The sequence below is a fragment of the Devosia sp. Root436 genome (assembly GCF_001426345.1).
GTDB lineage: Bacteria > Pseudomonadota > Alphaproteobacteria > Rhizobiales > Devosiaceae > Devosia.
In genome coordinates, this window is the sequence record NZ_LMEM01000009.1 from 603,704 (window position 1) to 616,194 (window position 12,491).

The window sequence follows — 12,491 nt, forward strand, 5'->3', positions numbered from 1 at the left end:
GCGCCTACCGATTGAACAAGGAAGAATAATGGTCAAGGTCATCGCCTCTTCGCTGCGCAAGGGCAACGTTGTCGAGCAGGACGGCAATCTGCATGTCATCCTGACGGCGGAAAACGTCCATCCCGGCAAGGGCAACTCCATCACCAACGTCAACATGCGCCGTATCAGCGACGGCGTGAAGGTGGTCGGCCGCTGGCGCACCGTCGAAATGGTCGAAAAGGCCGATGTCGATGACCGCGAATACGACTATCTCTATTCCGATGGTGAAGGGCACCACTTCATGGAGCCCGCGACCTTCGAGCAGATCACCGTGGCCGACGACGTTATCGGCGACCAGAAGGCCTATCTGGTCGATGGCATGAAGGTTCACCTGATGACCTTCGAGGGCACCGCCCTCTCCATGGAACTGCCGCAGCGCCTGACCTTCGAGATCGTCGAGACCGAACCCGTGGTCAAGGGCCAGACGGCCTCCTCGTCCTACAAGCCCGCCGTGCTCAATAACGGGCTGCGCGTCATGGTCCCGCCCCATATCGGCACCGGCACCCGTATCGTCATTCTGACGGACGACAATTCCTATGTGGAGCGTGCCAAGGACTGAGGCTCTTTGTCCCCCTCTCCCCTTGAGGGAGAGGGTGGTTTTCCGCGTTCGGCGAACACCGGGTGAGGGACGCTGCGCCCCCCTAGGCTTCGACGTTGCGGATGGTGCAGAACCCCTTGTCCGCCCTTCGGGCACCTTCTCCCTCGAGGGAGAAGGCTCTTCCCCGGCAATCCGGGCTTCTCACTTCCCCTCGATCTCGCCCGCCGCGTCGCGCCAGTGGTCCTCGGCGCGGTCGACCGGCGCGCCCTCCGCCAGCCATTTGTCATAGGCGAGCTGGCGCACCAGCATGTCCTTGGCGCGCAGCCAATAGTCGAACGGCCGTCCCGCGGGGCGTCCATCCTGCTCCCACAGGAAATAGGCCGTCTGCCGAATTTGCTCGGCCACGTCTGAATTTTTTCGCATCGCCGCAACCGGTGGAAAGGGGCGCGGGTCTCCCCGCGCCCGACAGATCAAGCCGCCTTCTGGTTCACATTGGCCGTGGCGACCTGGCTCAGCTTCTTGTCCGTCGCCACTTCCTCCTGCAGCGTCGCATCGAGCAGGGCGGCGGCGTCGGTCAGGCCCAGTTGCTGCGCCCAGGTCTTGAGCGTGCCATAGCGGGCGATCTCGTAATGCTCCACCGCCTGCGCCGCCGAGACCAGCCCGGCATCGAGCGCCGCCGTGCCCTTGAAGTCCTCGATGATCGACTTGCCCTCCTCGATGATGCCGAGGATCGCGTCGCAGGTCTTGCCGCGCGCCGGCTTGCCCAGCAGCTCGAAGATTTGCTCCAGCCGCTCGACATGCCCCTCGGTCTCCTCGAGATGCTTCTCGAAGCCGGCCTTAAGCTCGGGGGAGGTCGCGGCCTTGGCCATCTTGGGCAGGGTCTTCACGATCTGGCGTTCGGCATAGTAGATGTCCTTGAGCGTATCGAGGAACAGGTCTTCCAGAGTCTTTTCGGTAGCCATGATTTGTCTCCGTTAGGGGTATCGACGCTGCTGCCGCAACGGCCCGCCTTGCTCCTCGGTTCCGCTCCGGCGTAGTCTTTCGACTCCTCCACCGGACCGCCCGCAATGATCGCCGCCCTCTACCCCGCCGATTTCTACCAGAACCGCCGCACCCACACCGCCCATGCCGCCAGCCGCATCCTGGCCGCCCTCCCTCCCGGCCTGCCCCGGCGCAGCGTCGCCGATATCGGCTGCGGCACCGGCACCTGGCTCGCCGCCGCGCTTGAGACCGGCGCCGGGACGGCCTTCGGCATCGAGGGCGACTGGGTCACCCCGGACATGCTCGACGATACCAGGATCGTCTTTGCCCCGCAGGACCTCGAACAGCCCTTTACCGGCCCGCGCGTCGATCTCGCCCTCTCCCTGGAAGTGGCCGAACACCTGTCGCCCGCCCGCGCCGAAAGCTTCGTGGCCGATCTCGCCGCCCTGGCCCCGGCTATCCTGTTCAGCGCCGCCATCCCCGGTCAGGGCGGCGTCGGCCATCTCAACGAACAATGGCAAAGCTGGTGGGCGGGCCATTTCGCGTCGCATGGCTATCGCGCCTATGACGTGATCCGCCCCGTCATCTGGACCGACGAGGCCATCCCGGCCTGGTACCGCCAGAATGCGGTGCTCTATCTCGATGCCGCCACCGCCACGGCCCTGTCGCTCATGCCGACAGCACCAAGCCTGCTCGACAAGGTTCACCCCGCCTTCTGGAACCGCGCCAATCGCGAGTTGCGATACGCCAATGCGCTGCCGGAATCCGAAGTCCTGCGCCGGCAAGCAGAAGCAGCGCAGCAGCAATAGCTACCGCGCAGCCCAGACCAGCCCGCGCCGCAATATCTCGCGCACCGGCCCCACCAGCTCATCGGCCGTATGTCCGAGCGATGAGTAGAACACCCGCCCCCGGTCATGCATGGTGGTGAACACCACCGGCATCACCACATTCTTGCGCCAGGGGTGAAACTCCCCCGAAAATCGCGTCGTCGCCAGCACGTCGACCGCCGGATCGTAGTTGAGATAATATTGCTCGCTCGTATGCTCGAAGCTGCCGATCCCGGCCAGCAGCGGATGATCTCCCACATCTACCCGATAGGTGATGATGTTGCCCGGATGCTGCACCCAGTAGACGCTGGCCGCGTAGCGGAACGGCACCGAGCTGCGAAAGCTCGTCGCCATGCCCATATGGAACCCGGCCAGCCCGGTCCCGGCGCGAATGGCCTCGATCAGTCTGTCCATCTTCTCGGGCGCCAGCACCCCATCGGTGATGACAGGCACGACCAGGTCATTGGTGCCGACATCCTCGGCTCCCAGCGCCTCGTAGTCGTCAGTCACGGTGACCGCGAACCCCTCCGCCTCCAGCAGCTCGCGCACCACATGCGCGCTCCGCTCCGGCGTATGCAGCGCCATCCCGCCCCAGACGATAAGGGCTTTTTTTGCAATCATGCGCCGCTCCTCCCAAGCACCACGACGTCATTCCCGCGAAAGCGGGAATCTCCCTTGCGGGGCAAAGTGGGATTCCCGCTTTCGCGGGAATGACCCTGAGCGTTAGGGAGACGCAGGTTCATAGTCCCAATCCCACTGCCCGCGTCCGATGCACCCCCTTGGGCACGAAGACGAAGTCTCCGGCAATCCCCAGCAGCTCCGCCGCCAGATGCACCACGGAAAGCCACATCTCGGTGCCCTGCAGGCTCGTCGCTTGCCCATCGGCAAAGGCAAAGCCCTCGCCATCCACCCAGCGTTCCGCGGCCCGGCCGATCACCGCCCGCGCGATGGCCTCGGCCTCGGCCCGCCGATAGTCGGTTTGCCTGAGGCACAGCAGCAGCGGATGCACGGTGTCGAGCAGGTTACAGGCCGTATAGGTCCGTCCCGAAAACCCGCCATAATTGCGATAATTCAGCAGCACCGAGTCAATGGCCCGCTCCGCATTGGGCACCGGCAGCCCGAACTGCGCATAGGTGCCGCGCGTCAGCCGATAGAAGCCGTTGACCGGCTGCAACAGCCCCTCGGCTTCCGTCGGCGAACCCCACAGCCCCGTCGCCCGGTCCTGCTGCATGGCCAGCCAGCCGAACAAAGTCTCGCGCGCCCGCCCGGTCTCGAAATAACGCGCATTGAAATAAAGCGCCGTGCCGATGGCATCCACCGCCGCTCCCGCGCCCCAGGCCCGCTCGCGCCAGCTCAGAGCTTCGAGCCAGTCGCACAAGGCGCTCGCCTCCAGCTCCACGGCGGAAACCCGGTGCAACGGCCCCCCGCCCAGCACCTCGATGGCATAGCCTACCGACAGCACATTGTAGAGCGCCAGCCCATTGTCCCGCTGCGCCTGCCCGGGCGCCAGCGGCTGATGCGGATCGGGAAACAGCCCCGTCTCCTTGTCCTGCAAGGCCTGCAATTGCCTGAGCGTCGCCGTCCGATCCAGCCCCTCGGGCACGGCGCCGAACCCCGCCGCGATCTCGATCGCGTCATTTAGATGCCGCGCACTGCGCCGCGCCGTCCCGTCCGCCTCGCGCGACACATAGTCCCCGCCCTCGCGGAACCGCGCCAGGATTTCCGGCCACTGCACCGCCGCAGCCGCGCCCAGCCGCCCCAGCGCCGACACACAATCCTTCCGCGCCGATTGCCCGCGATAGCGCACGATCCTTGCCGGCACCCCGCCGACAATGGCCAGCGGCGGCACGTCCCGGCTCACCACCGCCCCCGCGGCAATCACCGCGCCCTTGCCCACGCTCACGCCATCCAGCACCACCGCATTGGCCCCGATCCACACATCGTCGCCGATGGTGATCCCCAGGCTCTCATGCTTCTGCATATGGATCGGCACGCCCGGATCATCAAACCCATGATTGAACCCCACGATGGACACATGGCTGGCAATCCGCACCCCGTCCCCACAGCGCACCCTGCCCGAAATCATCGCATAGGGATTGACCGTGCAATGGCGCCCCAATTCCACATCGCCCCGCACCAGCGCATGCCCGGCAATCCAGCTCGCCTCGCCCAGCACCAGATGCGTCGTAAAGATCGCCGCCTCCGCCGCCACATATGCGGTGGGGTGGAAACTGGCTCCGGCTGCAGCGGCAAGGTGCGCCAGCCGCGCCCGATGCTCCGGCGCATCGATATCGGCCTGCGTCCGATCCCAGGTCAGAAATTGCAGCCGGGCTTCGTGATCGGCTTGTTCGAGCGTTCCGTAAGTATCCACCGTTCTTGTCCCATCCACCGCGGTCACCCTCCCCTTGCGGGGAGGGCAGCAAAGCTTGGCGCGTCAGCGCCTAGCGGCGCTGGGTGGGGGTGCGAGAGCCCCGGTCTTCGGGCTCGCTTACCCCACCCTAGTTTCGCTACGGCCCGCGGCCTAGCTGCACTACCCCTCCCCGCAGGGGGAGGGTGACATCGCGGGAGCGGCGCCTAGGCCAATCGCTCCAGCAGCGCCGGCTCGATCTCGAATTCCATCGGCGCGCCAGCGACAAACCGCTCCACTTCCTCAATGGCCATCTGCCCCAGCCGCAATCTTTCCATGCCCACCGCGCCCGCCACATGCGGCGTGAGAAACACATTGGGCAGATTGTAGAGCGGCGAACCGCGCTCGGGAATTTCGGGATCGGTCACATCGATCACCGCATGAATACGCCCGCTCTCCAATTCGGCGATCAACGCCGCCTCGTCGATCAGCGCCCCGCGCGCCGTATTGATGAAGGCGGCCCCATCCTTCATCAGCTTGAGCTGGCTGGCCCCGATCATCGCCCGCGTCGAGGGCAGCGCCGGCGCATGGATCGACACCACGTCCGAGCGCGCCATCAGCGTGTCGAGATCGACCAGCTCGGCCCCCTCAAGCACCGGATCGCCCGCCTTCACGAAGGGGTCGCTGACCAGCACGGTGAAGTCGAACCCCATGAGCATTTTCGCCACCTTGCGCCCGATGCGCGAGGCGCCCACCAGCCCCACCGTGCGGTGATAGTTGCCGATCGGCTCATCCATCAGCGCGTAGCTGCTCCGCCGTCCCGGATCGGCCCGATAGCGGTCGCGCAGCTCGAATACCCGCTTGTTGGCGAAGATGATCGAGGCCAGGGTATATTCGGCCACCGGCACCGCATTGGCATCGGCCGCATGCGTCACCCTGATGCCCGCCGCATAGACCGCCGGGGCGAGCGTGAATTTCACCGTGCCCGCCGCATGGGCGATGAGCTTCAAATTCGGCGCCGCCTTGACCACTTCCGCCGTCACCATGGGGCAACCCCAGCCGGTGACGAGAATGTCGACCTCGCCCAGGATGGCCCGCGCCACGGCGCTGGAAAACTCCTCCAGCGGCGCCGGCTCGACGATGTCGCAGACCCCGGCCAGCCGTGACAGGGCCTCCGCGTCGAATACATGCCTGGTCTTGTCCGCCGCCATGGCGAAGGCGAGTTTAGGGCGCATTTTCAGAACCGCTCCGCCACCTTGATAGCACTGACATCCACGCCCTCGCGGACAAACATGGCTTCGAGCGCCGCCATGTCAGGGGCATGCGGCACCTGCCCCAAGGCCGCCTCGGCCTCCGCCCCCGCCGGCAGCGCCATCGCCGCCGTCACCAGCAGCGTCGTCCCAATGAGAATCTCGCCGCGCAATTGCGGCACGATGGTCTTGGAGACGATGAGGTTGGTATTGGGATAGGCCCGATGCGCCCGCCCCTCGCGCTTGCCGGCGAGATCGACAATGGCGCTCACATCGTCGGCGCCCCTGGCGACGGCGCGGCCCGCTTCATCGATGGTGGTATCGGCATTGAGGTCGGCCCGCGCAATCGCAAACCCGCCCTCGGTGGCATGCAGCGCCCGCGGTGTGGTGATCCTGTGTACGCGGATATGCCAGAGATTGGCCGGGATCAGCCAGGTCTCCACATCGACATCGCTCCACGGCTTCCAGCGCGAATAGAGCGTCTGCTCGGCGATCTGCGCCACCTCATTGGTCTCGCGCACCCGGTAGTGCCGCCCGTCATCGGAAAAGGCCAGCGCCCCGTCGAAGGCCCCCATATTGTAAGCCCGCTCATCCACCTCGACCGAAAAGCCATAGCGGCTGGCATAGGCGAATTTGGCATATTTCTCGGTGCCGGCCCGCATCTGCCAGTTCTGTTGCCCGCTCGACAAGGCCACCACATTGCCCGGCGTATGCATCATCACCATGCCCGGATGCTTGAGCGGCACCGGCTTCTTGCTGACCACGGCCGGCGTTTCCTCAGCCGTCCAGAAGGGATGATCGGCAGGCAAAGCCAGCGGCAGGAAAGCCTTGAGCGCCCAATAGGGCGAACCGGCCGAATTGTAGCTCTCGGACATGAACAGGTTCGGATAGCCATAGCCGACCGACAGCACGCCATCGCGGTTGGCAATCGGCTTGTCCGCCCACCAGCGCAGGTGCCGCAAAAACTGCCCCTTGATCTCGCCCCAGGGCAAAGCCTCGAGATCGGCAAAGGCCAGCGCGCCCCAGATGCCGCCGCAGGCAAACCGATAGGTCAGGCTCCGCCCGAAGGCCAGCACCCCGCCATCCTCGTCGAACCAGTGCCGGATATCCTTGGCGAACAGGGTCGCCCGCTCCTTGTAGGCCGCCACCCGCTTCTCGTCGCCCCTGGCGAGCTTGGCATAGATCAACCCGTAAAAGTGCATGGCGAAGGGGATGTAGTGGTCGATGCGTCGCACATTGCCGTCGCGATACCACCCGTCGCCCAGATAGAACCCGTCCAGCTCTTCGAGATACTTCTCGGTCAGCGAGCGGTCGAACTCGACGCCGCATTCCTCCAGCCCCAGATCGACCAGGATGCGGAAGAACTTCCAGTTATTGTCGGCATAGTCGAACTGGCGGGCATGCTTGAGATATGCCGCCAGATTGCCTTTGGCTTTCTCGCTCAATGGCTCCCACACCAGATGCGGCAGCAGCCGCATGGTGAAGCCCACGGCCGCCAGCTCCACCATGCGCTGGTCGGTGGAATTGACCTCTCCCCAATATTCGGGATGCTCGGGGTCTGTCCCATTGGCCAGCCCGCGCCGATAGAGCTCCCAATGGTCGAATTCCCCGCCCCCAGCCGCCAGCGGCGTCAGCCCCCAGAGCGGCCGCGCAAAGCCTTCGAGGTCCGCTGCCGCCCGGTCGAAATGCGCCCCGGCCCCATCGAGCCGCACCCGCGCCCCGCCCTCCGAAAAATAGGGTAGGAGCGGATTGAACAGGTCCCGCAACCCCTTCTCGACATCGGCGCGGGTCTTGAGCGGATTGCCATGCAGCGGATTGGCGGTGACAGGGTCATAGGTCATTTAGAGCAAGCACTCCTGCTGGACGAGCAACATGTTTCGCGATCGACAGATGCGGCGGTTCTTTCCCCTTCTCCCCTTGAGGGAGAAGGTGCCCGAAGGGCGGATGAGGGGTCTCTTCTTTGAGCGTCTGGCATGGGAAGACGCAGCACCCCTCACCCGGTCCTTCCGCTGAACGCGGAATGACCACCCTCTCCCTCAAGGGGCGAGGGGAAGAGGCGGAGGGCAGACCCAGGAGCGCTTCACGCCTCATGCAGCACCGCCTCCGGCGCATCCTCATACGCACCCTTCAAATGGAGTTTCTCGGCAAAATGGCAGGCCGCTTGCTGCGCCGTCCCCTCGATGGGGCGCAAAGCCGGCTTTTCGCTACGGCACTTGTCTTCGGCATATTTGCAGCGTGGATGGAACGGGCAGCCCACAGGCCGGTTGCCCAGATACGGAATCTCGCCCAGCACTTCCTTCTTGCGCCCCTTGCGCCGCAGCGGATCGGCAATCGGCAGCGCTTCCAGCAGCAGTTCGGTATAGGGATGGCGTGGCCGCTCGAACAGCATTTCAGTGGGCGCGTTCTCCACCATATGGCCCAGATACATCACCGCCACCCGGTCGGCGATGTAGTTCACCACCCCCAGGTCATGGCTGATGAAAATATAGGTCAGCCCGAATTCGGCCTTCAAATCTTCCAGCAGGTTCAGCACCTGCGCCTGGATGGAAACATCAAGCGCCGACACCGCCTCGTCGGCAATCACCAGCTTGGGGTCCAGCACCAGCGCCCTTGCAATGCCGATGCGCTGCCGCTGCCCGCCCGAAAAGGCATGCGGATAGCGCCCGACGGCTTCGGCTGGAATACCCACCTTTTCCAAGGTGGAAATCACCCGCTCTTCCAGTTCCTTTCCCTTGCAGATCCTGTGGATGCGCAACGGCTCAGCGACGATGTCGAACACCCGCATATTGGGATTCAGCGAACTCATCGGGTCCTGGAAGATCATGCGGATATCCTGCCGCCACGGCTTGATCTCCCGCTTGGAAAGCGCGCTCAGTTCCACCTCGCCGCCCGATTTCGGATGATAGACCACCCGCCCCTCATTGGCCGGCTGCGCCTTGATGATGCAGCGCCCCAGCGTGGTCTTGCCGCAACCGCTTTCGCCAACAATGGCCAGCGTTTCGCCCGCCTCCACCGTCAGGCTGATATCGGTCAGCGCATCGAGCCTCCGCTCCGGCCCGAACCAGCCGCCGCTGAGCGTAAAATGCTTGGACAGGTGTTCGACAGTCAGCAGCGCGCTCATGCCACCGCCTCCGCAGGTTGGCGCGTCAGCAGGTGACACCGCGCATGGTGGCCGTTCCCCACTTCGGTCCGTTCCGGCCTTATCGTGGCGCAGGGTTCGAACGCATAGGGGCAACGGCTGGTAAAGGCGCAGCCTTCCGGCCGGTCCCTGGGCGCCGGCACCGTGCCCTTGATGGGGCTGAGCCGCACCCGCTCGGCCTTGCGCGCCATCTTGGGAATGGAGGCCATCAGCGCCTGCGTATAGGGGTGGCTCGGCCGGGCGAACACATCATGCACATCGCCCTGCTCCACCACATCGCCCAGATACATCACTGCCACTTCGTCGGCGATTTCGGCCACCACACCCAGGTCATGGGTGATGAACAGCATCGCCATGCCGAAATCGGCCTGCAATTGCCGCAACAGGTCGAGGATTTGCGCCTGCGTGGTCACATCGAGCGCCGTGGTCGGCTCGTCCGCGATCAGCAATTGCGGCGTGCAGGCCAAAGCCATGGCGATCATCGCCCGCTGCCGCAACCCGCCGCTCAGCTCGAACGGATAGGCATCGGCCCGCTCCCGCGCGCCGGGTATCCCCACCTGGTCGAGCAGGGCCACCGTGCGCTCGCGCGCCGCTTTGGATTTGAGCCCTTCATGGATCACCATCATCTCGTCGATCTGGTCGCCGATTGTATGCACCGGCGACAGCGAGCTCATCGGCTCCTGGAAAATCATCGAGATCTGGTTACCCCGGATCGCCCGCAGCGGCAGGCTGTCCTGCTTGAGCTTGACGATATCGGTCGGCTGTTCGTCGCCGGGCGAAAACACAATCGAGCCACGCCGGATTTCCGCATTCTTGTCCAGCAGCCGCAACACGGCCCGCGCCGTGACCGATTTCCCGCAACCGCTCTCACCCACCAGCGCCAGCGTCTTGCCAGGGGTCAGCGTAAGATCAACCTGCCGCACCGCCTCGATATCGGCCTCGTCGGGCGAGGAGAAGGTGATGGACATGTCGGAAATGGTGAGGATGGGGTGGGTCATGACCAGGCCTCTTTATTCGGGGACACATTCCCCCTCATCCGGCCCTTCGGGCCACCTTCTCCCCGGCGGGGAGAAGAACACGGAGCCGCGACGCCTCTTATTCCTCTCCCCGTCGGGGAGAGGGTGGATCGGCCGCAGGCCGAGACGGGTGAGGGGGAGTCCATCGACACGCTCAAAACCATCGCACTACCGCCCATGAGGATCAGCTGCATCGCGCAGCCCATCGCCAAAAAAGTTCATGCTCAGAATGATCACCACCACGCAGATGCCCGGCGTCAGCAGCCACGGCGCGGTGGCCAATGTCCGGATATTCTGTGCGTCCTGCAGCAGCGTGCCCCAGCTGACGATCGGCGCCTGCAATCCCAGCCCGAGGAAGCTCAGTGCCGTCTCCGCCAGGATCATCCCCGGAATGGCCAAGGTCGCCGCGGCGATGATGTGGCTCATGAAGCTGGGCACCATGTGCCGCGTGATGATGCGCCAGTCGCTGGCCCCGTCGAGCTGCGCCGCCGTCACGAAATCCTCGGTCCTGAGGCTCAGGAACCGCCCCCGCACCACCCGCGCCAGCTCGGTCCAGCCGATCAGGCTGAGAATGACCGTGATGGCGAAATAGGTCTGGAGCGCCGTCCAGTCCTTGGGCAAAGCCGCCGCCAGCCCCAGCCAGAGCGGAATGGTCGGCATCGAGCGGATGAACTCGACCACGCGCATCACCGCACTGTCGAACCAGCCGCCATAATAGCCGGCAAAGCCGCCGATGATGATGCCGAAGAACAGGCTCAGCGTCACGCCGGCCAGGCCAATGGAGAGCGAAATGCGCGTGCCGTGGATCAGCCGGCTCAACAGGTCACGGCCCAGCCGGTCGGCGCCCAGCACATAGAACGGCGCCCGCGCTTCGGTCACCCCGATGAACTTGACCGACATCGGGATCACCCCCGCCAGCAGATAAGGATCGCTCGGCACGAAGAACTGCACCGGGATTTCCACCTCCGGATCGATCACGAAGGTCCGCCGCATCGCCTTCTGGTCGATCTCGGTGGCATAGCCGTTCACATGCGGGAAAAAGCGCCAGGAGCCGTCCTCGCCGGTCGAGAACAGCTGGATGCCCTGCGGCGGCGCATAGGTGTAGCGCGCGCTATAGGCCGATGGATCGGCCGGCGCCAGGAACTCGGCCAGCAAGGCCACGAGGTAGAAAGCGAGAACGACCCACAGGCTCACCAGCGCCAGCCGGTGCCGCTTGAAGCGCCGCCACATCAGCCCGAGCTGGCTCTCGCGCCGGGCACGGCGCACCGGAACCTCGGCAATGGCAGTCGTCCGGGTCATGGTTTCCACGGCCATTATTTGCTCCCGTACCGAATGCGGGGATCGATCCAGGCGAGCAGCAGGTCGCTGATCAGCGTGCCGATAACGGTGAGCACCCCCAGCAGCATGATGATGGCGCCGGCCAGATACATGTCCTGCGACGTGAGCGAGCGCAGCAGCAGCGGCCCGGCCGTCGGCAGGTTGAGCACCACCGAGACGATGACCGAGCTCGATACCAAAGCCGGCAGCAGCCAGCCGATGGTCGAGACCAGCGGATTGAGCGCCACCCGCACCGGATATTTGATGATGGTGCGGAATTCGCTGAGCCCCTTGGCCCGCGCCGTGGTCACATAAGGCTTCTTGAGCTCGTCGAGCAGATTGGCCCGCAGAATCCGGATCAGCTCGGCCGTGCCCGCCGTCGACAGCACCAGGATGGGCGCCCAGGCATGGCTCAGGAAGTCCCATATGCGCGGCAGGCTCCAGCGCGCCGTCTCGAATTCAGGCGAGAACATGCCGCCCAGCGTCTGCCCGAAATAGACGAAGGTCAGATACATCAGGATCAGCGCGAAGAAGAAATTGGGAATGGCCAGGCCGATAAAGCCGCCAATGGTGGCCAGGTAATCGCCGAGCGAATATTTGCGCACCGCCGCATAGATGCCGATGGGCAGGGCCACCAGCCACATGACGATGACGGCGAGGCCTTCGAGCAGGATGGAGTTGCCCAGCCGCCCCCAGATCAGCGTCGTCACCGGCGCTTTCCACTCGAAGCTCTGCCCGAAATCGCCGCGCGTCACGATGCCCGCGATCCACTTCCAGTATTGCACCAGATAGGGTTCGCCGAAGCCATATTGCCGGCGCAAAGCCTCGATGGCAGCCGGATCGACCCGGTCGCCATTGGCACTGAGCGTCGCCACATAGGTCGTCAGGTAATCGCCCGGCGGCAGCTGGATGATGGCAAAGGCCACAAAGCTCACGGCCCACATGGTCAGCACCATCGCTATCAATCGGCCGCCAATGAAACGCAGCATGGGCGTCTCCTGTTCGTCTGGACTCGGGGCTTCCCTCTCCCCTTGAGG

12 protein-coding genes are annotated in these 12,491 nt (G+C 64.7%); 2 read left to right on the plus strand and 10 right to left on the minus strand.

The window, feature by feature from the left end:
• Positions 1–28: 28 nt before the first annotated feature.
• Positions 29–598: an elongation factor P gene (gene efp, locus ASD04_RS07870; RefSeq protein ID WP_056255036.1), complete on the plus strand. Its 570-nt coding sequence runs from the start codon at positions 29–31 to the stop codon at positions 596–598.
• Positions 599–778: 180 nt separating this feature from the next.
• Here the strand turns inward: efp and ASD04_RS07875 are convergent, their stop codons facing one another.
• Together ASD04_RS07875 and ASD04_RS07880 are read right to left on the minus strand one after the other, a co-directional pair.
• Complete coding sequence (locus ASD04_RS07875) at positions 779–982, minus strand: DUF2934 domain-containing protein (RefSeq protein ID WP_200940242.1); 204 nt, start codon at positions 980–982, stop codon at positions 779–781.
• A 65-nt stretch (positions 983–1,047) separates the two neighbouring features.
• On the minus strand, positions 1,048–1,539 hold the full coding sequence (locus ASD04_RS07880; protein WP_056255042.1) for a ferritin-like domain-containing protein: 492 nt from the start codon (positions 1,537–1,539) through the stop codon (positions 1,048–1,050).
• Between the two features lie 105 nt (positions 1,540–1,644).
• On the opposite strand from ASD04_RS07880, the gene ASD04_RS07885 reads away from it, so the two are divergent.
• The gene (locus ASD04_RS07885; protein WP_056255043.1) at positions 1,645–2,367 is read left to right on the plus strand and encodes a class I SAM-dependent methyltransferase; all 723 of its coding nucleotides are present in this window, start codon (positions 1,645–1,647) and stop codon (positions 2,365–2,367) included.
• On the opposite strand, the gene ASD04_RS07890 is transcribed toward ASD04_RS07885, so the two are convergent.
• The 8 genes from ASD04_RS07890 to ASD04_RS07925 form a co-directional block, all read right to left on the minus strand.
• Positions 2,368–3,006, minus strand: a complete 639-nt coding sequence (locus tag ASD04_RS07890) for a ThuA domain-containing protein (protein WP_056255047.1) — start codon at positions 3,004–3,006, stop codon at positions 2,368–2,370.
• 118 nt (positions 3,007–3,124) lie between these two features.
• Positions 3,125–4,756 carry an acyltransferase gene (locus ASD04_RS07895; protein WP_056255050.1) on the minus strand — a complete coding sequence of 544 codons (1,632 nt, stop codon included), beginning with the start codon at positions 4,754–4,756 and terminating at the stop codon, positions 3,125–3,127.
• A 203-nt stretch (positions 4,757–4,959) separates the two neighbouring features.
• Positions 4,960–5,967 carry a hydroxyacid dehydrogenase gene (locus ASD04_RS07900; RefSeq protein ID WP_056255053.1) on the minus strand — a complete coding sequence of 336 codons (1,008 nt, stop codon included), beginning with the start codon at positions 5,965–5,967 and terminating at the stop codon, positions 4,960–4,962.
• Between the two features lie 2 nt (positions 5,968–5,969).
• Complete coding sequence (locus ASD04_RS07905) at positions 5,970–7,823, minus strand: DUF2264 domain-containing protein (RefSeq protein WP_056255056.1); 1,854 nt, start codon at positions 7,821–7,823, stop codon at positions 5,970–5,972.
• 239 nt (positions 7,824–8,062) lie between these two features.
• Entirely contained in the window at positions 8,063–9,103 is a 1,041-nt protein-coding gene (locus ASD04_RS07910; protein ID WP_056255059.1) for an oligopeptide/dipeptide ABC transporter ATP-binding protein, read from the minus strand.
• Complete coding sequence (locus tag ASD04_RS07915; RefSeq protein ID WP_056255061.1) at positions 9,100–10,119, minus strand: ABC transporter ATP-binding protein; 1,020 nt, start codon at positions 10,117–10,119, stop codon at positions 9,100–9,102. The genes ASD04_RS07910 and ASD04_RS07915 overlap by 4 nt, the downstream gene beginning before the upstream one ends.
• 186 nt (positions 10,120–10,305) lie before the next feature.
• Positions 10,306–11,451 carry an ABC transporter permease gene (locus ASD04_RS07920; protein ID WP_082531068.1) on the minus strand — a complete coding sequence of 382 codons (1,146 nt, stop codon included), beginning with the start codon at positions 11,449–11,451 and terminating at the stop codon, positions 10,306–10,308.
• Positions 11,451–12,443 (minus strand): ABC transporter permease, encoded by a 993-nt coding sequence (locus tag ASD04_RS07925; protein WP_056255064.1) that lies wholly within the window; start codon positions 12,441–12,443, stop codon positions 11,451–11,453. The genes ASD04_RS07920 and ASD04_RS07925 overlap by 1 nt, the downstream gene beginning before the upstream one ends.
• Positions 12,444–12,491 lie beyond the last annotated feature (48 nt).